Here is a 22,110-nt window from a genome sequence, read left to right as displayed (position 1 = left end):
GGATGGACACACCGCTGGTGTACCAGTTGTCTTGCCAAAGGCATCGCTGGGTAGCTATGTGTGGACGGGATAAGTGCTGAAAGCATCTAAGCATGAAGCCCCCCTCAAGATGAGATTTCCCATAGCGCAAGCTAGTAAGATCCCTGAAAGATGATCAGGTTGATAGGTCAGAGGTGGAAGCGTGGCGACATGTGTAGCTGACTGATACTAATCGATCGAGGACTTAACCAAACTTTAAAAGCGTAAGCTTTACTCAGCAAACTGTTATCTAGTTTTGAGAGAGCAATCTCTTGTCTGGTGGCGATAGCGAAGAGGTCACACCCGTTCCCATACCGAACACGGAAGTTAAGCTCTTTAGCGCCAATGGTAGTTGGGACTTTGTCCCTGTGAGAGTAGGACGTTGCCAGGCAATGAATAAGACCCCTTTTTATGCTCTTATAAAAGAGTCTAGGGGTTTTTTATTTGGCTCATTTATAAAAATCTTATATACAATGAATATTGTGTATGATACGCGGAGGATTAGCTCAGCTGGGAGAGCACCTGCCTTACAAGCAGGGGGTCGGCGGTTCGATCCCGTCATCCTCCACCACCGTGCCGGTGTAGCTCAACTGGTAGAGCAACTGACTTGTAATCAGTAGGTTGGGGGTTCAAGTCCTCTTGCCGGCACCATTTATATCGGAGGGGTAGCGAAGTGGCTAAACGCGGCGGACTGTAAATCCGCTCCTTCGGGTTCGGCAGTTCGAATCTGCCCCCCTCCACCATCTTTAGTGGGCTATCGCCAAGCGGTAAGGCAACGGATTTTGATTCCGTCATGCGTTGGTTCGAATCCAGCTAGCCCAGCCATAGAGAGCCATTAGCTCAGTTGGTAGAGCATCTGACTTTTAATCAGAGGGTCGAAGGTTCGAGTCCTTCATGGCTCATTTTAATAAGCGGAAGTAGTTCAGTGGTAGAACACCACCTTGCCAAGGTGGGGGTCGCGAGTTCGAACCTCGTCTTCCGCTCCATATAAAGCGCCCGTAGCTCAATTGGATAGAGCGTTTGACTACGGATCAAAAGGTTAGGGGTTCGACTCCTCTCGGGCGCGCCATAAACGGGAAGTAGCTCAGCTTGGTAGAGCACTTGGTTTGGGACCAAGGGGTCGCAGGTTCGAATCCTGTCTTCCCGACCATTTATGGGGCCTTAGCTCAGCTGGGAGAGCGCCTGCCTTGCACGCAGGAGGTCAGCGGTTCGATCCCGCTAGGCTCCACCAATTAAACTAAATAATTGTAACGAATAATATGGCGGTGTAGCTCAGCTGGCTAGAGCGTACGGTTCATACCCGTGAGGTCGTGGGTTCGACTCCCTCCGCCGCTACCATATAAGTTACATTTGTTATAAATATACGGAGGAATACCCAAGTCCGGCTGAAGGGATCGGTCTTGAAAACCGACAGGGGTGTTAAAGCCCGCGGGGGTTCGAATCCCTCTTCCTCCGCCATTTATTTATATCATATTCATATCATCGCGGGGTGGAGCAGTTCGGTAGCTCGTCGGGCTCATAACCCGAAGGTCGCAGGTTCAAATCCTGTCCCCGCAACCAAAGTGGTCCCGTGGTGTAGCGGTTAACATGCCTGCCTGTCACGCAGGAGATCGCGGGTTCGATTCCCGTCGGGACCGCCATTTACATAAAGGCTCGGTAGCTCAGTTGGTAGAGCAAAGGACTGAAAATCCTTGTGTCGGCGGTTCGATTCCGTCCCGAGCCACCATTTTAAGATGGCGATTGTGGCGAAGTGGTTAACGCACCGGATTGTGGTTCCGGCATTCGTGGGTTCGATTCCCATCAGTCGCCCCATCTTAAGTAACGCGGGTGTAGTTTAGTGGTAAAACCTCAGCCTTCCAAGCTGATGTCGTGAGTTCGATTCTCATCACCCGCTCCAAAAATGGGCCTATAGCTCAGCTGGTTAGAGCGCACGCCTGATAAGCGTGAGGTCGGTGGTTCGAGTCCACTTAGGCCCACCATATTCCACAGTAGCTCAGTGGTAGAGCTATCGGCTGTTAACCGATCGGTCGTAGGTTCGAGTCCTACCTGTGGAGCCATAATGGCCCGTTGGTCAAGCGGTTAAGACACCGCCCTTTCACGGCGGTAACACGGGTTCGAATCCCGTACGGGTCATCTTAAAAGCAGTTTGCATATGCAAACTGCTTTTTTTGTTTGTAAACAGAGTTTATTCTTTTGTCTAAACTCTATTTTTCGTTTTTCTATGATTTCCTCGCCCCAAATTGCATTTCTTATAGCACATCTATAAACGCTTGTTCTAAATTTCGAAAGAAAAACCTACAATAGTAATAACGGTATACTGTTTGTACAAAAGGAGGGGAATGCGTGAAAAAAATTGTTTGGTGGTCCATCGGCATTTTTCTTGTGTATGCAGCGTGTATTTGGGTGTATTTGTTCTATATAAGTGATACCTCTATTCCACAATCATTAAAAGGCACCAGCGTAGACCCGGCTACGTTTATGAATGCACGAGAACTTATGTTGACCGAAAAATATTCAAAAATTAGAGATGCACTCTTTTTTATCCGAATTCCATATGAGTGGCTAGGATTTATTTTAATTTTAGTGTTAGGTGTGTCTAAGAAAGTTAATAAGTGGTCTAAAGACGTTAGCCGTTTCGGTCTTCTCCAAACTGCTATTTATGTATTTTGGTTATCTGTTCTGCTGCTGATCTATTCTTTTCCTATGGACTGGATTAGCTATAAGCTTTCAAAGGCTTACCATATTACGACGCAACCTTTCCAAGGATGGATGAAAGATCTTTTTACAGATTTTTGGGTAAACTATGCCACCATGTTTTTAGTGATTGCTGTGTTATATGCATTCATTCGTAAGTTCTCAAAAAGATGGTGGCTGTATGCTTGGCTAGTATCTATTCCATTTACGCTATTTTTGACGTTTATTCAACCAGTGGTTATTGACCCGTTATATAACGATTTTTATCCATTAAAGAATAAAGAGCTGGAGACGAAAATTTTGCATTTAGCAGACGAAGCTCATATACCTGCTAAGCATGTATATGAAGTAAACATGTCTGAAAAAACGAACTCTCTCAATGCATATGTGACGGGAATAGGTTCTAATTCAAGAATTGTGTTATGGGATACTACTCTTAATAAATTAACAGAACGTGAAATTTTGTTTATCATGGCGCATGAAATGGGTCATTATGTAAAGAAGCATATTTATGTGGGGATTGCTTCAGCATTAGTTTTATCGATCGTAGGTTTATGGCTAACGAAGCACTTAGCTCGCTTTGTGATTAAGAGATGGGGAAAAGCATTAAAAATTACTTCTCTTAGTGATTTAAATTCTTTACCGCTTATTCTACTTATTTTTTCTGTTCTTACATTTGCTGTGAGTCCTTTAACAAATATGCAATCGCGTCATCATGAACTTCAATCTGACACGTACGCCATGGATTTAACAGGAGATAAACAGGCTGCTGTTAAAACATTTCAGGACTTAACAAAATCAGGATTATCTCAGGTGAATCCGCCGTATTTAGTGAAGATTTTCCGATATGGTCACCCAACGATAATGGAAAGAATTTCATTTGTTGAGAAGTATGAAAGAAATGAATAAGTGATATAAGAAAAAGTAAAGGATATATGAAGCCTTTGATACGTAAGTATTAATAGAAAAGCCTCCTTGCGGGTAGGAAAAAAATTCTAAAAGGAGGTTTCATTTTCGAAAGTACTGTTATATAATAACGTATGTGAAATAAAAACTGTTTTATAACAATGGGGAGGAATAGTTATTTGTGATTGAAAAGATAGCAGTTGAAATTCTCAGCTTATATTCACCTCATCTAAGTCTTACTACATGTCCTTCAACTATTTACTTATTTCATCTACGTTCTTACTGATATTATGACCAACTGCTAATTCACTTCATCATGAAACAGACATATTCTAACTGCTGCGTTTTATATTTTTATGAATATAGAATTTTAAATTCATTAGGGGGTATAAAGAATGAAAGACATTCGTGTAAAAAACCTTGAAGAGAACTGGAAAAGCGATGAGCGTTGGAAAGGAATTGAACGTCCATATTCTGCAGAAAAAGTCATTGGGCTAAGAGGGTCCATTGATATTGAACATACGCTTGCTAGAAGAGGAGCCGAAAAGTTCTGGAACTTATTAAAAACAGAGCCATACGTTCATGCATTAGGAGCTTTAACAGGGAATCAAGCAGTACAACAGGTAAAAGCAGGGTTAAAAGCAATTTACTTAAGCGGATGGCAAGTAGCTGCAGATGCAAATCTTTCAGGAAACATGTATCCTGATCAAAGTTTATACCCGGCAAACAGCGTGCCGCATGTTGTGAAACGAATCAATCAAGCGCTGCAGCGTGCCGATCAAATTCAGCATTTAGAAGGAGAAGGGGATATCGATTACTTTGCTCCAATTGTAGCAGATGCAGAAGCTGGGTTTGGAGGACAGTTAAACGTATTTGAACTCATGAAAGGAATGATTGAGTCGGGAGCATCTGCCGTACACTTTGAAGATCAATTATCCTCTGAGAAAAAGTGTGGTCATCTCGGCGGCAAGGTATTGCTTCCAACTCAGACCGCTGTGAAAAATTTGATTGCTGCTCGTTTAGCTGCTGATGTAATGGGTGTTCCAACACTTCTGATTGCTCGTACCGATGCTGATGCCGCTGATTTAATTACAAGTGATGTTGATCCTGTAGATCGCCAGTTTATTACAGGTGAACGCACCGCTGAAGGTTTTTATCGCACGAGAGCCGGAATCGATCAAGCTATTGCTCGTGGCTTAGCATATGCGCCATATGCTGATCTAGTATGGTGTGAAACGTCTGAACCAAACTTGGAACAAGCACAAAAATTTGCAGATGCTATTCATGAAAAATTCCCAGGTAAAATGCTTGCTTATAACTGTTCACCATCTTTCAACTGGAAGAAAAAATTAGATAAGAAAACGATTGAAAAGTTCCAAAGAGAAATCGCAAAAATGGGATACAAATTCCAATTCGTTACGCTTGCTGGCTTCCACGCTTTAAATCACAGCATGTTTGAGCTGGCACGAGGATATAAAACAAGAGGAATGGCAGCTTATTCAGAGTTACAAGAAAGAGAGTTTGCTAGTGAAGTAAATGGATATACTGCTACAAGACATCAGCGTGAAGTAGGAACGGGTTATTTTGATGAAGTGGCGCAAGTAGTTTCTGGTGGGACTTCCTCTACAACAGCTTTAAAAGGTTCAACGGAAGAAGAGCAGTTTCAAGCACATAAATAACAAAAAATCTATGAGTGGAACGGTCGGTTACTTCCACTCATAGGAAAAATCCTAACAAAAAAGATTCTTACAGATGTAAGAATCTTTTTTTATGTAGTAAACACGATTTAACAGACAGCTGTTCTTCCTGAGAAGAAAGGATCTGCCTGTTAAACGTACATATAAATCATTAACATGAATTAAGTTCTTAAAATATTAAGTAGATGTTTGAAGCAGGGATTGGTACTGTGCTGATAGCTCATAAAAAGCAATTTCATCACGTTGATCTAATGCCGTGTTAATGTTTGTTTCTAACAGTTCTTTTTGACGCTTAAAAAGCGATTCATCAATTACCATTTCGATATAAACATCCAACATACTCACAGTATCAATTACTTTTTTCTTGCGAGCGAGGGACTTCATCATTTCCGTGTACGATTTTTCATTGTTCATACCTCATCACCTCTGCACCCTTTTTATTATTATATAGATTAAAAGAAGAAAAAACAACTAATTTTCTAAATTTTTAGATTTTTATTTTTAGAAATGATAAAGTAAGAGGGAAACGCTACTTTCGTTTTTATCGATTGACTATTTGGTTTAAAAATGAATCCTTGGGGGCGAAGAAATTGAATCATTTAAAAAAGCGTACGGTAACGATAGAGGATTTGTACGAATTGAAGTCTGTTTATAATCCTCAGATTTCTCCAGATGGAAAAAGTGTAGTTTATACGGTTCGAGAAACGAAGAAAATAGAGAACGCGTATGAAACGCAGCTGTTTATGTTAGATCTTGAAACGGAAGAAACTAAGCAATTAACGTACTACAAAGGAAATAATCATTCTCCCGCCTGGTCCCCGGACGGCAAGTGGATTGCTTTTTTATCCGATCGCAGTCAAGCTGTTCAGCTCTACCTATTAGCAGCGACAGGCGGGGAAGCAGAAGCACTCACAGATCTTGAAAAAGGCGTTAGTAATCCAGTTTGGTCTCCTTATAGTGACGAAATTATGTTTTCCACAAAAGTAGAAGAAAAAGCTGTAAGAGTTGAACAAAATCATGAATATCCCCAGCCGTATGAAGTGGAACGTTTACTGTACAAATCCGATGTTAGCGGTTATTTAAAAGGTGAATATACTCAAGTTGCTGTCGTTAAACTTAAAAATAAAGAAGTGACGTTTGTAACGGATGGACCTTATCATCACTCTGTAGGGTGCTGGGCCCCTGATGCAAGCTCAATTGTATTTTGCAGCAGCCGAGGAGAGAATCCGGATTTATCGCTAACGATGGATGTGTTTATTTTGCATCGTGATACTAAAAAATTAACATCTATTACAGCGGAAACAGGATATTTTCATCAAGTTTCGTGGTCACCGGATGGGTCATACATAGCTTACATTGGAAATGAACGTACATACGGATCGGCTTCAATGAATGACATATATATTTATCAGATCTCTAGCCAAAAAACAGCTTGTATCACTGCTGGTATAGACTTAGAAATAGGAGATATGGTAGCAGGAGATTTCCACTTTGGAAGAACCGCAGCGGGAATTATGTGGGGCAGTAATGAAGAATTTTATTTTGTCGTAAGTGAAAAGGGTTCTGTAGGCATATATAAAGGAAATGTGAATGGAAAGTTAGACTCTGTACTTATGGATAATGCTCACGTATATGGGGTATCTGTTCTTCCCAATTGTGAGGAAGCTATTGTGGCAATCAGTACGTTTACACATCCCGGAGATCTTTATTCTCTAAATTTAAAAACAGAGGAATTAGTGAAGCTGACAAACGTTAATGACTCATTTTTAAAGCATGTGCAGCTCACAGAAGCAGAATCTTTTTACGCGACTTCTACGGACGATATACATATCCACAGTTGGGTAGTGAAAGCTGCTGCTACCAATGATGTATCTCCAACCATTTTAGAAATCCATGGAGGTCCGCATCTTATGTATGGTCATACATTTATGCTTGAATTCCAAGTACTTGCATCAAAAGGGTTCAATATCCTCTTTTCTAATCCAAGAGGCGGCAGAGGATATGGTCAAGCATTTACAGATGCGGTTCGAGGTGATTACGGGGGCATGGATTATACGGACTTGATGGCAGTAACCGACGAAGCAGTTAAGCGCTACTCTTATATTAATGAAGATAAGCTTGGCGTAACAGGAGGAAGCTACGGAGGGTTTATGACAAACTGGATTGTAGGAAGTACAAATCGGTTTAAAGCAGCGGTGACGCAACGGTCTATTTCAAATTGGACAAGTTTTTACGGCGTTAGTGATATTGGCTATTATTTCACCGAATGGGAATTAAAAGCTGATATTTATGAAAATCCGGAAAAACTTTGGAACCACTCGCCGCTTCGTTTAGCGGAGAACGTTAAAACACCGCTGTTAATCTTGCATAGCGAACAGGATTATAGATGTCCAATTGAACAAGCTGAACAGCTTTATGTGGCACTGAAAAGAAAAGATAAAGAAGTAGAATTTATTCGTTTTCCTCAGTCTAATCATGAACTTTCTAGAAGCGGTAAGCCTAATTTACGAACGGCGAGACTAAAATATTTAACAAGCTGGTTTAAACGTTATTTAAAACAGTCTCAATAAAAAGTGCATGGCTGTTCAACCAAATATGTGTGTGTAAATAAAGGCTGTATAGTAAACGTAAAAGGACAGGAAAGGTAAAACGCTGTAAAACTTTTGTTTGGTAAAGGAAAGTAGTACAATAAGTGAAAAGTAGCACAGTTGTTTAAATAAGGAGAACATTCGATGGATTTTGAAACATTAAAGCATTATTTGACACTAGACGGCGTCCTCGAGTTATTAAAACAATATCAATCATTTGGAATCATTCCAGGACTGCTGTTGCCTATTTTAGAAGCGTTTATCCCTATCTTGCCGCTTTTTGCGTTTGTAATGGCCAATGCTGCCGCTTTTGGCTTATGGTTAGGTTTTTTAATTTCATGGGTTGGCAGCTGCGTTGGATCACTGCTTGTCTTTTTGATATTTAGAAAATATGGACAAGCGAGGTTTTTACATTTCATCAGCCGGCATGCGCAAATTCGAAAGATTATGATTTGGGTAGAAAGACACGGTTTCGGACCGCTGTTTATTATGCTTTGTTTTCCTTTTACCCCGTCTTCGGCAATTAATGTAGTAGCAGGACTATCACGTGTTAGTATGGCTCAGTTTATGCTGGCTGTATTAGCCGGTAAAATGGTGATGATATTTATGATGAGCTTTATTGGGGCCGATTTTGTTTCATTTGTGAAACAGCCTCTAAAAGCAGTACTTGTTTTAGTCATCATTTTTGTTCTATGGCTTGTTGGAAAACAAATTGAACGAAGATTAAATGAAAAATCTAAAGTGAAACAGTATGACAAATAGTTTGTTTATATATAACAAATAGTGATGAAAGACTGCTTTTTAATAGGCAGTCTTTTGTTATACATACAGCCAAAAGGGGTATTGTAAACTATAGAAAAGCCTTTTCTTATAGGGATACAACAGCATTTTTGGAAGGATCTTAAAATTTTTCTTAAAGAAGTTATTTGTCTGTTTATTCGGTTGGCAGAACAATGCATATATAGAGTATCTGTCCAGTAATGAACAAGTTTTTTGTTTATCAATTATGAAGAATATGCTAAAATAAAAGAAAAAACTGGGAATAAATTAGACGTCTATTCCTAGTTGCACCTAAGTAATGAACCCTTTGTTTTCTAGAGATATACATGTTTTTTCTCAACATGTATTATCACCTCATGTATTTCAAAACGTTTTCTTAAAAATTATATGAATGATTTTTGAGCTTGACTACTAAGATGTAAGTAGAGGGATCATTACTAGAAAAGCACCGAATGATCATTAAGACGTGCTTGGCGTCGTTTTGAGGAGGGGAATGCGCTACTAAGATTCAAGCGACTTGCTGATTAATCGTTGTTAGTAAGCGTCTTATAGCGCGGGTGACATGAGATTAAAAGATAAAGTGGCAATTATTACGGGTGCAGCAAATGGATTAGGGTTCGAAGCCTCTCGAATATTCGCACAAGAGGGTGCAAAGGTCGCTATGGTTGACTACGATGCAAAAACGGGAGAAGAACGAGCAGCTCAGCTAAAAGAAGAAGGCGGAGATGTAGCATTTTTTCAAGTGAACGTAGCGGATCGAGACAGTGTAGATGCAATGGTAGAAGAAGTAGTGAAACGCTACTCTAAAATAGATATTTTAATTAACAATGCAGGTATCACCAGAGATGGAATGCTAACCAAATTATCAGTTGAAAATTTTCAAGCAGTAATCAACGTAAACCTTACAGGCGTTTTTCACTGTACACAAGCAGTGGTACCGCATATGATTGCTCAAGGTAAAGGGAAAATTATTAGCACATCTTCGGTGTCTGGCGTATATGGAAATGTTGGTCAAACAAACTATGCGGCGACAAAGGCAGGCGTAGTAGGAATGACAAAAACATGGGCTAAAGAGCTGGGACGAAAAGGAATTAATGTAAACGCTGTAGCTCCCGGGTTTATTGAAACGGATATGGTGAAGGCGATGCCAGACAAAATTATTGATCAAATGAAATCCACTATTCCTTTACAAAGATTAGGTCAGCCTTCTGACATTGGTTATGCTTATCTGTATTTAGCATCTGATGAGTCCAACTATATTAACGGTACAACACTTCATGTAGATGGTGGAATCATGATGTAAAAGTAGAAAATAATTCGCTTTTCTAAAACTTTTCAGTGGTCTTTTGACTACTGAAAAGTTTTTTTGTTGCATCCAGCATTTCACATATCGGCAAAGTGGAATTTTGTCTGCAAGTTCAGTAAAATAATAAGGAGAGAGACAGAGAGATTTAGATGATTATCACTATAAAATTTTGACGACTGCGTCACGTGTTTACGTGGCGTTTATCCATTTTGTACTTAAACAAATGAAAACATAGAGAAAAAAATGAAGGGGTGAAAACGTGGGGCTACAGTTTTTATTAGGACGTTCAGGAAGCGGGAAAACGGAATATCTTTTAAATAGCATGCGCCAAGAGCTGTTAAATGCTCCGCTTGGGCATCCACTTATTTATATTGTACCTGAACAGATGACGTTTCAGTCAGAGTATGCGCTTGTTCAAACACCTGGGTTAGAAGGCATGATGCGTGCTCAAGTTTATAGTTTTACACGTCTTGCATGGCGTATCCTGCAAGAAGTCGGAGGTATTAGCCGCTATCATGTGGATCAAACAGGTATTCATATGATGCTTAAAAAAATTATCGAACATCAAAAAGAAGAGCTTCGACTGTTTGCGAATTCTTCAGAACAAGCAGGGTTTATTGAAGAACTAGAAAAAATGGTTAAAGAATTTAAACAGTACACAGTAGATGCCCCGTCTCTCGAAGAGATGAAGAAAAAGCTTCAAGCAGAAGATGAGAAAGTCCTTGCTGATAAATTACATGATTTACATCTCATTTACGGAGAATTAGAAAAACAGCTGATGACGAAATATGTAGATGGAGAAGATTATTTGAAGCTGCTGAGTGAAAAAGTAGCGTCTTCTGCCTACCTTGCTCAAGCAACGATTTATGTAGATGGATTTCATCACTATACTCCTCAAGAATTAACCGTATTAGTAGAGCTGATGAAAGTTTGTAGAGAAGTAAAAATAGCGGTGACTTCTGATTATTCATATCAAGATTTTATTCCAAATGACTTGCACTTGTTTCGATTAACGAGCGAAACGTATCAAGAAATAATGGGCCTGGCGGCTGAAAACGGGATAGAGATTCAAGAGCCAATCGTATTTAACGAACAAAAAAGGCATCAAAACAGTCCAGAGCTTGCCTATTTGGAACGATATTATGATGAACGGCCAACGCCGGAGTTTCAGTCAGAGCCCGAGCACATTCAGCTGCTGCCGGCTGTTAGCCGAAGAGCAGAAGTTGAAGGGATTGCAAGAGAAGTGCTTTCACTTGTGCGCGATCATGGCTACCGCTACCGCGATATTGCCTTGATTGTTAGAAATGCAGAAGATTATCATGACTTGCTTCAAACCATTTTTCGAGATTATGAAATTCCGTACTTTATTGACCAAAAGCGAGCGATGTTTCACCATCCACTCGTTGAATTTGTTCGCTCAGTCTTAGAGGTGGTAAGCGGGTCATGGCGATATGAAACCATCTTTCGAGCAGTGAAAACAGATCTTTTATTTCCTTTGTCATCTGATGTGCACCAGCTTCGCGAAGAGATGGATGAATTAGAAAATTACGTACTTGCTTACGGTATTCAAGGATCTAAGTGGACGAGTAAGGAACCATTTACCTACAGAAAATATCGTTCACTTGAAGACATGAACCTTGGAAAAACGGACGAAGAGCTTGCTTTTGAGCAAAAAATAAATGAATTAAAAAATATGATTGTTCCTCCTATTTACTCACTTCAGCAAAAATTAAAACAAGCGAAAATAGGAAAAGAAAAAGCAGAAGCGCTCTATCGTTTTTTAACGAATTTAGATATTCCACAAAAGATAGAAGCGTTGCGCAATCGATGTGAAGAAGAAGGAAAGCTTCAAGAAGCGAGAGAGCACGAGCAGGTATGGAAAGCAATTCTTCACTTATTTGATCAGTTTGTTGAAATGATGGGAGAAGAGAAAGTATCGATTTCTTTGTTCGCAGATCTATTTGAGACAGGGCTTGACAGCATGCAGTTTGCACTTGTTCCGCCTGCACTGGATCAAGTGGTTGTGGCAAGTTTTGAGCGTTCGCGTTTATCCGATATCAAAGCAAGCTTTGTGTTAGGTGTAAATGACGGTGTGATTCCAGCTAAACCAAAAAGCGATGGCCTGTTATCTGAGAAGGAGAGAGAGCAGCTGCTTGAATCAGGTTTATTACTTGCGCCAACCGGAAGACAAAAGCTGTTTGACGAACAATTTCTCATTTATTTAGCACTTTCCAGCTCTTCGGAAAAACTTTATGTTTCGTATCCTCTTGCCAATGAGGAAGGGAAGACCTTGCTGCCTTCACTCGTTATTAATCGAGTAAAAGAGCTATTTCCGCTCCTGCAGGAAAAGCTGTTAATGACGGAACCTACAGATTTAGAAGAAGAAAAGCAAGTTGATTATATAACAAATCCTTTAACGAGCATCGCGCATTTAGCCAGCCAGCTGCAAGGATGGAAACGCCATTATCCGATGAGTTCCGCTTGGTGGGATGTATATAACTTTTATGTAAAAAATCCAGATTGGAACTCATATAGCGAGAGAGTACTAAGCAGCTTATTTTATAAAAATGAAGCAAAACGGTTAACAAAGAAAACGAGTCAGCGTCTGTATGGAAAGCATATTCAAGCAAGCGTATCGAGAATGGAAAAATTTGAAGCCTGTCCATATGCTCATTTTGCTTCTCACGGGCTCAAGCTTAAAGAACGAAAAGTTTTCAAATTAGCAGCTCCTGACATAGGCGAGTTATTTCACGCAGCGTTGAAAATGATTTCAGACGAACTACGCGGCGGTCAAAAAGAATGGAAGAACTTAACGAGAAAAGACTGTCAGCAGCTTTCTACGGCTGCGGTGCATGAACTTGCTCCGCGCTTGCAAAATGAGATTTTATTGAGCTCGAATCGCCACCACTATTTAACACATAAGCTGCAGCAAATTATTGAACGTGCGTCGCTTGTGTTAAGTGAGCACGCTAAGATGAGCGGCTTTGTTCCCGTTGGATTGGAGCTTGGATTTGGACCTAGCGCAGAGCTGCCTTCTATGCAGTTCACACTGCCAAATGGTCATACGATGGAACTCGTTGGCCGAATTGACAGGGTAGATAAAGCGGAAAGCTCAAAAGGACTTTTACTGCGTATCGTCGACTATAAATCAAGCGATAAAGCATTAAACTTAGTGGAAGTGTACTACGGTTTATCTCTTCAAATTTTAGCTTATTTAGACATAGTCGTGACGTATGCTGAACAGCTTCTTCATGATAATAGAGGAGCATTGCCTGCTGGCGTTCTTTATTTCCACGTTCATAATCCAATGATCAACAGCACTAAAGCATTACAGCCTGATCAAATTGAAGCTGAAATCTTCAAGAAGTTTAAAATGAAAGGACTGCTTGTAGGAGACGAGGAAGCAGTAAGGTTAATGGACGAAACGTTAGAATCAGGGCACTCACAGGTTATATCAGCTGGCATTAAAAAGACAGGGGGCTTTTATTCCAATTCTTCGGTTGCGAGCGAAGAAGATTTTACACATCTCCGTCAGTATGTGCGAGGTAAATTTGTGGAGGCAGGTACAGAGATTACAAATGGGAAAATTGATATTTCGCCTTATAAACTAAAAGATAAAACACCATGTGCGTTTTGTGAATACCGCTCAATTTGTCAGTTCGATGAATCAATGGAAAACAACGAATATCGTCAGCTTAGTACAGAGAGTCAAAGTGTTATTTTAGATAAAATTCGAGAGGAGGTCAAACGAGATGAGTGAAGATATACATGTAAAACCGGCCGACTCCCAGTGGACGGATGATCAGTGGAAGGCCATTGTTTCATCCGGTCAAGATATATTAGTAGCCGCGGCGGCTGGCTCAGGAAAAACAGCGGTTTTAGTTGAACGGATTATTAAAAAGATTACGATGGGTGATGAGCCGATCGATGTTGATAGATTACTCGTTGCTACGTTTACAAATGCTTCTGCAGCCGAAATGAGAAATCGAATTGGAGAAGCATTGGAAAAAGAGTTAAAAAAGAATCCATCTTCTTTGCACCTGCGCAGACAGCTTAATTTATTAAACCGTGCGTCGATTTCTACGCTCCATTCTTTTTGTTTAGAAGTCATTCGAACGTATTATTATTTGATCGATGTAGACCCTGGTTTTCGGATTGCAGATGATACGGAAGCGGATCTTCTGCGTGAAGAAGTATTAGAAGAATTGTTTGAAGAACAGTACAGTATTGAACAGAACGAGAGATTCTTTGATTTAATTGATCGTTATACAAGTGACAGAAATGACTTAGATATTCAGCTTATGGTAAGAAAGCTGTATGACTTTGCAAGATCTAACCCTGACCCAAACGGCTGGCTTGAAATGATCGTGAGTCAATATGATGTGACAGAAGACTCTTCTATTGATTCACTTCCGTTTCTATCTTTTCTTTTACAAGAAGTAACAACGCAGCTGATGGGCATTGAGTCGATTTTAAAACAGGGATTAGAGCTAACAAAGCTGCCAGGAGGGCCTGCTCCTCGCGCCGTTAATGCAGAGGAAGACCTGGCTCAAATTCATCGGCTGATCAGCGCTTCTAAGCATTCTTTTGCTGATTTGCATGAGGAAATGCAGAATTTAAATTTTACTCGTTTAAAGCCATGTAAAGGAGAAGCGTACGACTCGCAGCTTTTAGATGATTTCGGAGAGCTTCGCAAAAAAGCTAAAACAAGTCTTGAAAAACTTCATGCCGATTTGTTTTCTAGGCCTTTGCATGGCTACATGGCTGATTTTGAGAAAATGAAGCCCGTTATTGAAACGCTAATCTTTTTAGTTCAGCGCTTCGGTGAACGATATGAACACATGAAAAAAGAGAAAGGGTTAGTGGACTTTTCTGATTTAGAACATTATTGCCTGCAAATCTTGAGTGTAAAAGAAGATGGAGTGCTTAAGCCTTCGTCCATTGCCCAAAAATATCGCACTCAGTTTGAAGAGGTACTTGTTGACGAATATCAAGATACAAATATGGTTCAAGAAACACTGATTAAATTAGTGACGAGAGATAGTGAAGAACAAGGGAATTTATTTATGGTTGGAGATGTAAAACAATCCATTTACCGCTTTCGTTTAGCGGAGCCATTTTTATTTTTAACAAAGTACAAGCGCTTTACACAAGATGGTCGCCAGTTCGGAAAACGTATCGATTTGAATAAAAACTTCCGCAGTCGTTCTCAAGTGCTTGATGCTACAAACTTTATTTTTAACCAGCTGATGGATGAAGAAGTAGGAGAAATTGCATATGACGATGATGCTTCTTTAAAATTAGGAGCATCGTATCCAAAAGTGGAAGGAATGGAAACGGAGCTTCTGCTAATTGCAAAAGAAAATGCAGAAGCAGGAGCGGAAGAAGAAGCGGATTCTTCTCTCGTCGCTTTTTCAGAAGCAGAGCTTGAAACGGCTCAGTTAGAGGCAAGAGCAATGGCGCGCAAAATCAAAGAACTCGTTCACAACCGTTTTCAAATATATGATCGCAAGCTCGATATTATGAGAAACGTGACGTATCGTGACTTTGTTATTTTGCTTCGTTCCATGCCTTGGGCTGCGCAGATTATGGATGAATTTAAGCAAGAAGGCGTGCCGATTTATGCCGATTTATCAACAGGTTATTTTGATGCTACTGAAGTGATGATTATGATGTCTTTATTAAAAGTAGTAGATAACCCGCATCAAGACATTCCATTAGCTTCTGTTCTTCGCTCGCCGGTAGTAGGGCTTTCAGATGAAGAGTTAGCTACACTGAGAGCAGAGCAAAAGAAAGGAACGTATTACGATGCGTTAAAAACGTACTTAGCGGTTTCAGATGACGAAGAACTTCGCGATAAAGTAAAATATTTCTATGGGCAGTTAAAAGCATGGAGAACACAAGCTAGACAAAGCTCTTTGTCAGAACTGGTATGGCAAATTTACCGTGATACGGGTTTCTTTGAATTTGTTGGCGGACTTCCTGGTGGGAAACAGCGTCAGGCCAATTTACGTGCTCTTTACGATCGCGCTCGCCAGTATGAGGCAACTTCATTTAGAGGTCTGTTTCGATTTTTGCGCTTTATTGAACGCATGCAGGATCGAGGGAACGATTTAGGAGCTGCTCGAGCACTGGGAGAACAAGAAGATGTGGTGCGTTTGATGACGATCCATAGCAGTAAAGGTCTTGAGTTTCCTGTTGTTTTTGTAGCTGGTCTTGCTCGTCAGTTTAACTTAATGGACTTGAATAAAGCATATTTACTCGATAAAGAACTAGGTTTTGGATCTAAATATATTGATCCAAAACTGCGTATTACGTACCCGACTCTTCTTCAGCAGACCATGAAGAAAAAAATGAAAAAAGAAAGCATGGCAGAGGAAATGCGGGTATTATACGTAGCATTGACGCGTGCGAAAGAAAAACTTATTTTAGTTGGAACAGTAAAAGACGCACCAGAAAAGCTCAGACAATGGAGCTCCGTTATGGCACATGAAGATTGGACGCTTCCAGCTCACGTGAGAAGAGATGCAAAATGTTATTTAGACTGGATTGGACCTTCTTTAATTCGTCACCAAAATGTTAGTCATATGGTTGAAGGAGAGGTCCAGCCGGCTGAGATGATTCATCATCATGCTTCAAGCTGGAAACTTTCAACGTTATTAGCAGGTGATTTAGCCGAACAGCCTCTTGAAGAGCAGCAGCATCATGAAGAGCTTTTAAACGCTCTTCAAAAGCATGAGCCAGTTTCAGAATCCAGCGATTATAAAGACGAAGTGTATAGACGCTTAAATTGGTCTTATGATTATCGTGTAGCTTCCGTTCATCGTTCGAAGCAATCTGTTTCTGAACTAAAAAGGCAGCAGCAGCTGACGGATGCAGGTGGAAGCGACGATCTCGTTCGGGCATCTAAAGCACCTCTTGAAAATCGTCCGCTGTTTCTTCAAGAGAAATCTCTCACAGGGGCTGAAAAAGGAACAGCTACACATGCCGTTATGCAGCAGCTTCCATTAAATAAAGCTTATACCCTTGAAATGGTTCAAGACTTTATTCAATCAATGGTTACCAAAGAATTATTGACGCAAGAACAAGCGGATGCTGTTGATGCAAATGATGTAGCAGACTTTTTAGACAGTGACATTGCACAAGGTATTCGAACGGCTCGCACGGTTTATAGAGAGATGCCTTTTAGTTTAGGTGTCTCCGCTAAAGAAATCTATGATCATTGGGAGCAGGAAGACGAAACAATTTTAGTGCAAGGTATTATTGATTGTTTGTATGAAACGGAAGAAGGTCTCGTTTTACTTGATTTTAAAACCGATAACATTTCGGATCGTTTTCAAGGGGATTTTGAACGAGCAAAACCATTTCTAATTGACAGATACCGCATTCAGTTAGAGCTTTACGCAAAGGCCATTGAGCGGATTGTAAAACAACCTGTTCAGCATCGCTATCTGTACTTTTTAGATGGTGGACATGCTGTTGAAATATAAAAAAAGAAGAAGGCGATAGTCTTCTTCTTTTTCACCAATAAGGAGAGAGTAACATGCGTTTATTACATACAGCGGATTGGCATTTGGGGCGAACGTTAGAAGGCCGAAGCCGTCTGGCTGAGCAAGCACAGTTTTTAGATGAACTGGCAGACATTGTGGAAGAAGAAAAGATAGATGCTATTCTCATGGCGGGAGATGCCTTTGATACGGTTAACCCTCCAGCAGCGGCAGAGCAGCTTTTTTACGAAAGTATGTCTAGGCTGAGCAACAATGGAAAACGTCCGATTATTGTTATTGCAGGTAATCATGACAACCCAGATCGGCTGTCGGCGGCTTCCCCATTAGCTGTTCATCAAAATATTACGCTTCTTGGTTTGCCTACTACCGATGTAGAAAGCATTCACATTCCTACATCAGATGAAGTGTTAAAGGTTGCGGCTCTTCCTTACCCATCTGAATCAAGGTTAAAGGAACTTTTAGCAGAAGAAAATGATGAGCTGGCTCTTCGAAACTCATATGATGCCAGAGTAAAAGGTATTTTCGATAAAATGAGTGAGCAGTTCACAACAGATACCGTTAATATTGCCATGAGTCATATTTACGTAGCAGGCGGAAGTTCAACGGACTCAGAACGTCCAATTGAAGTAGGAGGAGCTTATACGGTGGCGGCAACTAGTTTACCTGCTAATGCTCAATATGTAGCTCTAGGACATTTGCATCGCCCGCAAATGATCAATCGCGCCAACACCTTTGCAAGATATTCTGGGTCACCTCTTGCCTATAGCTTTTCAGAGTCAGGATATACAAAGTCTGTTACCATTTTAGACGCTCAGCCAGGAAAAGAGGTCGAAATGACCGAAATTCCATTATCTAGCGGAAAGCCTTTGACACGTTGGAAAGCAAAAAACGGATTGGCAGAAGTATATGCGTGGCTTGATGAACAGAAAGATGCGCAGGCATTGGTTGATTTAGAAGTTCACGTAGAAGATGCACTTTCACTAGAAGAAATCCATCGTCTTCGCAAGCTTCATCCAGGCTTTATTCATATCCGTCCGGTATTCAAAGCAGAAGAACTAGCACTTGAAACACGTTCACAGCGCGAAGTGCCGATCGAAGAACTGTTTACAAAGTTCTACAGCAGGCAAACCGGCGGAGGGGCACCTGATGATGAATTAGTCAAACTGTTTTTAACCTTGATTAACGATGAAGAAGTATCGGGAAAGGAGGATGAAAAATGAAACCTATTAACTTGACCGTTTCGGGGCTTCACAGTTTTAGAGAAAAACAAACTGTCGACTTTGAAGCGCTGTGTTCAGGCGGTGTTTTCGGAATATTTGGTCCTACAGGAAGCGGGAAATCCTCCATTTTGGATGCCATTACACTAGCTTTATACGGAAAAGTAGAGCGTGCAGCAAATAATACACAAGGAATTTTAAATCACGGGGAAAATGAACTAAAAGTATCGTTTACGTTCGAGCTGGAAAACGCTAGTCATAAAAAGCGCTATACTGTTGAACGAAGCTTCAAACGAACGGATGAACTGCGTGTGAAATCAGCTTCAAGTCGATTGATTGAAATCGAAGATGAAACGTACGTATTAGCAGATAAAACGAATGATGTAAATCAGCAGGTACAGGAACTTCTCGGTTTAACTATTGATGATTTTACAAGAGCTGTTGTATTACCACAGGGAAAGTTTGCAGAGTTTTTATCATTAAAAGGGACGGAGCGCCGTCAAATGCTGCAGCGTCTTTTTAATCTCGAGCAGTACGGAGATCAGCTTAGTAAGAAAATACGCTATCAAGTTCAGCAGCTAAAAACAGACCTAGATAAGATCACGGCAGAACAAACGGGGTTAGGTGAAGCTTCAACAGAGAAAGTAGCGGAAGCCGAGCAGCTTGTAAGTGATAGCATTGTACTTTTGGAAAAACGAGAAAAAGAAGCGTCTGATTTGCAGGAGAGATACGATCAGCAGGCGTCTCTTTGGAAAGCGCAGCAGGAAAAAACACTGCTAGAAGAAAAACTAGTGCAAGCTTCTAAGCAGGAAGAGGAGATTAAACAAAAGCAGGATGTGCTGACGAAAGCTCAGCAGGCAGAGCGTCTTTTTCCTTATTTAGAAACATTTGAACAAGCTGAAAAACAGCAGAAGCTTTACGAAGATAAAGTAGAAAAATTAAAAGCACAAATTGTTCAAAAAAGTGAGGAATATAAGCGATCGAATAGCTTATATGAGCAGGCTCGCTTACAAAAAAATGAACAGCAACCCAAATTAGTTGTTCAAAAAGAACAGCTTCAACAAGCTTCTGATCTTCAAAAACAAATTAAAGAAGGTCAGCAAGAAATAAAAGAAGCGGAAGTTTCTCTTCAGCAAAAGCAACAGGCAATTCAAGCGAAAAATGATGAATTAATGGAAGCAGATCAGCGGTATCAGCAAGGTTTGACTCTTCAAAAAGAGTTAAAGGAAACATTAACAAAGGTGGAGATTCAACCTGATTATCGGCAGGCTGTTCAGCAAGCATTTTACCGTTATCAAGTATGGAATAACGATAAAAAAAACCTAGATGAAGGTCAAAAAACGTATAAAGAAAAAGCCGAACAGCTTAAGCATTTGCACACACAAAAACAAACACAAAAAGAGAGAGATCAGCAAACAATAGAACAAAGTAAAGCGTTATTTTCAGATATTCAAGGCTTGTATCATACTGTATGTGAGCGGGAAAAAGAGTTTCAGCAGCTTTTTCAACAAGCAGATCGTTTAATGAGCGATCTAAAAAGACGCAAAGAAAAAGAATGGTCACGCCGTCTGGCTCATCAATTAGCTGAGCAGCTGACCCAAGGAGAGCCTTGTCCAGTTTGTGGCTCTGAGCATCATCCTAACCCCGTGTTACACCAACAAGAAGATGACGTCACAACTGAGTCAGCGGATCAGTTCGAAGATCAAGTCAATCAATTGCGTGAACAGCGATTTAGCTATTCGTCGCTCAAAATGCAGCTTGAACAGCTAGCTAAACCTCTTGTTGAAAAAATACCTGAGTTAGCTGAGTTTATGAACGAAGCTGGCGAAGTTTCTGCTTTAGGAGAAATGGATACAGATGCTTTTGGCCATTATGCTAAGAAAATAGAAGTTGAAATCAAATCTCTTGAACAGGATTATTTGCAGGTAAGTGAAAAACAGCAGGCAATTCTCGGGCAGGTACAAAAGGTCCAGCAAAGTCTTGAAAAGATTGAATTAGAGCTTGCTCATTATCAAAAAGAACAAATTGAATTAGAAGGAAAAGTCAATCAGCAAAAACAAGCGTTACAAGCAGGAAAAGAAGCTTTTCAACAAGATTATCCTTCCTTTGTATTTGAAGAGATGGAAAAAATTAATGAACAGCTAAATGAGCGAGAAAAAGAAGAGCAGACAATAAAGGCTCGAATTGAAAAAAGTAGCATATTTTTTGAAAATCAGCAAAAGAAAATCGAAGGTCTAAAAGAAGAGAAATATGCGGGCGAAAAAGAATTTACAGAATTAAAAGCAATGCTGTCTCATAAACAATCTCTTGTTCACTCGCAAATTGAACGCTTGCGTACGCTTACAGATCAAGAAGATATTGAACAAGCGCTGCAAAAAACAGTGCACTTACTTACGGAGTTAGAGACGAATGAACAGCAGGCGTATCAGCATTGGCAGACTGTTCAAAAAGCGTATCAAACGCTGCAAATGGATGAAAAAGCAGCGAGCGAATCTCTAGAAACAGCTCATATCCAGTATAAAAAAGCAGCTGAAAAATGGGAAGAAGCTATAGGGAATTCTTTATTCAGCGAAGGAAAAGAAGTTCAGCAAGCTTTGTTATCACATGATGAGATGAAATTGTTGGATGAAACTGTTCAGGCTTATTGGGACAACATAAAACAGATGAAGTCATCAATTGAACAGTTAAATATCCAGCTGAATCACCAGTCCATAGAAGAGCAGCAATTTGAAGAAACTCAGCAGCTGCTTCATGATATAAAAGCGGCTGTGAAAGAAGCGGTTCAGCTCAAGGGAGCAGCTGAGCAAACGTTAAAAAGCGTCAAAGAACGGCATGAGCGATTTTTAGTGCTTGAACAGAACCGTGAAGAAAAACAAGCGTTATTTGAACAGTATCAAAAGCTTCAAACAGTATTTAAAGGAAATGCTTTCGTGGAATATATTGCTGAAGAACAGCTGATGTCCGTTAGCCGAGATGCTTCAGAGCGTCTGGGTATATTAACACGTCAGCGCTATGCGATTGAAGTTGATTCCCAAGGCGGCTTTATTATGAGAGATGATGCAAATGGAGGAGTAAAACGTCCGGTTTCAACTTTATCTGGTGGAGAGACGTTTTTAACTTCCCTGGCTTTGGCCCTTTCATTATCTGCACAAATTCAGCTAAGAGGAGAATATCCGCTGCAGTTTTTCTTTTTAGATGAAGGATTTGGAACGCTTGATGGAGAGCTTCTTGATACCGTGGTAACAGCGCTTGAAAAACTTCAGTCCAATAATTTATCAATTGGAGTCATCAGTCACGTGCAAGAACTCCGTGCTCGCCTGCCAAAACGTTTGATTGTTGAGCCGTCCGAGCCTTCTGGCAAAGGAACTAGTGTAAGAGTAGAAACTTTATAGGGAA

10 protein-coding genes, 19 tRNA genes and 2 rRNA genes are annotated in these 22,110 nt (G+C 40.4%); 30 read left to right on the top strand and 1 reads right to left on the bottom strand.

Annotated elements, in window-relative coordinates; genetic code table 11:
• The 23 genes from MMB68_RS17995 to aceA form a co-directional block, all read left to right on the top strand.
• Window positions 1-231: ribosomal RNA gene (locus MMB68_RS17995) — 23S ribosomal RNA — on the top strand; the annotation flags it as partial.
• Window positions 232-293: 62 nt separating this feature from the next.
• Window positions 294-409: ribosomal RNA gene (rrf, locus tag MMB68_RS17990) — 5S ribosomal RNA — on the top strand.
• A 104-nt stretch (window positions 410-513) separates the two neighbouring features.
• A tRNA-Val gene (locus MMB68_RS17985) sits at window positions 514-589 on the top strand.
• Window positions 590-593: 4 nt separating this feature from the next.
• Window positions 594-669 (top strand) — tRNA-Thr (locus MMB68_RS17980).
• A gap of 8 nt (window positions 670-677) precedes the next feature.
• Window positions 678-761, top strand: a tRNA-Tyr gene (locus tag MMB68_RS17975).
• Window positions 762-768: 7 nt separating this feature from the next.
• Window positions 769-843, top strand: a tRNA-Gln gene (locus tag MMB68_RS17970).
• Window positions 844-847: 4 nt separating this feature from the next.
• Window positions 848-920: transfer RNA gene (locus tag MMB68_RS17965), tRNA-Lys, on the top strand.
• Window positions 921-929: 9 nt separating this feature from the next.
• Window positions 930-1,004, top strand: a tRNA-Gly gene (locus MMB68_RS17960).
• 6 nt (window positions 1,005-1,010) lie between these two features.
• A tRNA-Arg gene (locus tag MMB68_RS17955) sits at window positions 1,011-1,087 on the top strand.
• Between the two features lie 4 nt (window positions 1,088-1,091).
• Window positions 1,092-1,168 (top strand) — tRNA-Pro (locus tag MMB68_RS17950).
• Between the two features lie 5 nt (window positions 1,169-1,173).
• Window positions 1,174-1,249, top strand: a tRNA-Ala gene (locus MMB68_RS17945).
• 30 nt (window positions 1,250-1,279) lie between these two features.
• Window positions 1,280-1,356 (top strand) — tRNA-Met (locus MMB68_RS17940).
• A gap of 27 nt (window positions 1,357-1,383) precedes the next feature.
• Window positions 1,384-1,476 (top strand) — tRNA-Ser (locus MMB68_RS17935).
• 25 nt (window positions 1,477-1,501) lie between these two features.
• Window positions 1,502-1,578 (top strand) — tRNA-Met (locus tag MMB68_RS17930).
• 4 nt (window positions 1,579-1,582) lie between these two features.
• Window positions 1,583-1,658, top strand: a tRNA-Asp gene (locus MMB68_RS17925).
• Window positions 1,659-1,668: 10 nt separating this feature from the next.
• A tRNA-Phe gene (locus MMB68_RS17920) sits at window positions 1,669-1,744 on the top strand.
• A gap of 10 nt (window positions 1,745-1,754) precedes the next feature.
• A tRNA-His gene (locus MMB68_RS17915) sits at window positions 1,755-1,830 on the top strand.
• An 11-nt stretch (window positions 1,831-1,841) separates the two neighbouring features.
• Window positions 1,842-1,915 (top strand) — tRNA-Gly (locus MMB68_RS17910).
• Between the two features lie 5 nt (window positions 1,916-1,920).
• A tRNA-Ile gene (locus MMB68_RS17905) sits at window positions 1,921-1,997 on the top strand.
• 3 nt (window positions 1,998-2,000) lie between these two features.
• A tRNA-Asn gene (locus tag MMB68_RS17900) sits at window positions 2,001-2,075 on the top strand.
• A 4-nt stretch (window positions 2,076-2,079) separates the two neighbouring features.
• Window positions 2,080-2,151, top strand: a tRNA-Glu gene (locus MMB68_RS17895).
• A gap of 210 nt (window positions 2,152-2,361) precedes the next feature.
• Window positions 2,362-3,621 carry a M48 family metallopeptidase gene (locus MMB68_RS17890; RefSeq protein WP_277549230.1) on the top strand — a complete coding sequence of 420 codons (1,260 nt, stop codon included), beginning with the start codon at window positions 2,362-2,364 and terminating at the stop codon, window positions 3,619-3,621.
• Window positions 3,622-4,013: 392 nt separating this feature from the next.
• Window positions 4,014-5,297 (top strand): isocitrate lyase, encoded by a 1,284-nt coding sequence (gene aceA, locus MMB68_RS17885; protein ID WP_221813031.1) that lies wholly within the window; start codon window positions 4,014-4,016, stop codon window positions 5,295-5,297.
• Between the two features lie 195 nt (window positions 5,298-5,492).
• Here aceA and MMB68_RS17880 read toward each other — a convergent pair whose 3' ends face one another.
• A complete protein-coding gene (locus tag MMB68_RS17880; protein WP_013055344.1) occupies window positions 5,493-5,729 on the bottom strand; it encodes an IDEAL domain-containing protein in 237 nt (78 codons plus the stop codon).
• 176 nt (window positions 5,730-5,905) lie between these two features.
• On the opposite strand from MMB68_RS17880, the gene MMB68_RS17875 reads away from it, so the two are divergent.
• The 7 genes from MMB68_RS17875 to MMB68_RS17845 all read left to right on the top strand — a co-directional run bounded on the left by MMB68_RS17875 (window position 5,906) and on the right by MMB68_RS17845 (window position 22,106).
• Window positions 5,906-7,885: a S9 family peptidase gene (locus MMB68_RS17875; protein WP_277549229.1), complete on the top strand. Its 1,980-nt coding sequence runs from the start codon at window positions 5,906-5,908 to the stop codon at window positions 7,883-7,885.
• A 162-nt stretch (window positions 7,886-8,047) separates the two neighbouring features.
• Window positions 8,048-8,665 carry a TVP38/TMEM64 family protein gene (locus MMB68_RS17870; protein ID WP_013081701.1) on the top strand — a complete coding sequence of 206 codons (618 nt, stop codon included), beginning with the start codon at window positions 8,048-8,050 and terminating at the stop codon, window positions 8,663-8,665.
• A gap of 580 nt (window positions 8,666-9,245) precedes the next feature.
• The gene (gene fabG, locus MMB68_RS17865; protein ID WP_013055347.1) at window positions 9,246-9,986 is read left to right on the top strand and encodes a 3-oxoacyl-ACP reductase FabG; all 741 of its coding nucleotides are present in this window, start codon (window positions 9,246-9,248) and stop codon (window positions 9,984-9,986) included.
• 262 nt (window positions 9,987-10,248) lie between these two features.
• Window positions 10,249-13,749 (top strand): helicase-exonuclease AddAB subunit AddB, encoded by a 3,501-nt coding sequence (gene addB, locus MMB68_RS17860; protein WP_277549228.1) that lies wholly within the window; start codon window positions 10,249-10,251, stop codon window positions 13,747-13,749.
• A complete protein-coding gene (addA, locus tag MMB68_RS17855; protein WP_277549227.1) occupies window positions 13,742-17,479 on the top strand; it encodes a helicase-exonuclease AddAB subunit AddA in 3,738 nt (1,245 codons plus the stop codon). The genes addB and addA overlap by 8 nt, the downstream gene beginning before the upstream one ends.
• A gap of 53 nt (window positions 17,480-17,532) precedes the next feature.
• Window positions 17,533-18,717 carry an exonuclease SbcCD subunit D gene (locus tag MMB68_RS17850; protein ID WP_221785563.1) on the top strand — a complete coding sequence of 395 codons (1,185 nt, stop codon included), beginning with the start codon at window positions 17,533-17,535 and terminating at the stop codon, window positions 18,715-18,717.
• A complete protein-coding gene (locus tag MMB68_RS17845) occupies window positions 18,714-22,106 on the top strand; it encodes an SbcC/MukB-like Walker B domain-containing protein (RefSeq protein WP_277549226.1) in 3,393 nt (1,130 codons plus the stop codon). The genes MMB68_RS17850 and MMB68_RS17845 overlap by 4 nt, the downstream gene beginning before the upstream one ends.
• Window positions 22,107-22,110: the final 4 nt, after the last annotated feature.

It is taken from the genome of Priestia sp. Y58 (assembly GCF_029522095.1).
Lineage (GTDB): Bacteria > Bacillota > Bacilli > Bacillales > Bacillaceae_H > Priestia > Priestia megaterium_E.
Note: the sequence above shows the minus strand (reverse complement) of the source record. Positions and strands in the feature narration are given on the sequence as shown.

Bases quoted from the DNA above. Each gene is read 5' to 3' on its own strand.
- MMB68_RS17870 (WP_013081701.1), top strand. From the start codon at position 8,048: ATGGATTTTGAAACATTAAAGCATTATTTGACACTAGACGGCGTCCTC.
- MMB68_RS17845 (WP_277549226.1), top strand. From the start codon at position 18,714: ATGAAACCTATTAACTTGACCGTTTCGGGGCTTCACAGTTTTAGAGAA.
- MMB68_RS17850 (WP_221785563.1), top strand. From the start codon at position 17,533: ATGCGTTTATTACATACAGCGGATTGGCATTTGGGGCGAACGTTAGAA.
- fabG (WP_013055347.1), top strand. From the start codon at position 9,246: ATGAGATTAAAAGATAAAGTGGCAATTATTACGGGTGCAGCAAATGGA.
- addA (WP_277549227.1), top strand. From the start codon at position 13,742: ATGAGTGAAGATATACATGTAAAACCGGCCGACTCCCAGTGGACGGAT.
- aceA (WP_221813031.1), top strand. From the start codon at position 4,014: ATGAAAGACATTCGTGTAAAAAACCTTGAAGAGAACTGGAAAAGCGAT.
- MMB68_RS17880 (WP_013055344.1), bottom strand. From the start codon at position 5,729: ATGAACAATGAAAAATCGTACACGGAAATGATGAAGTCCCTCGCTCGC.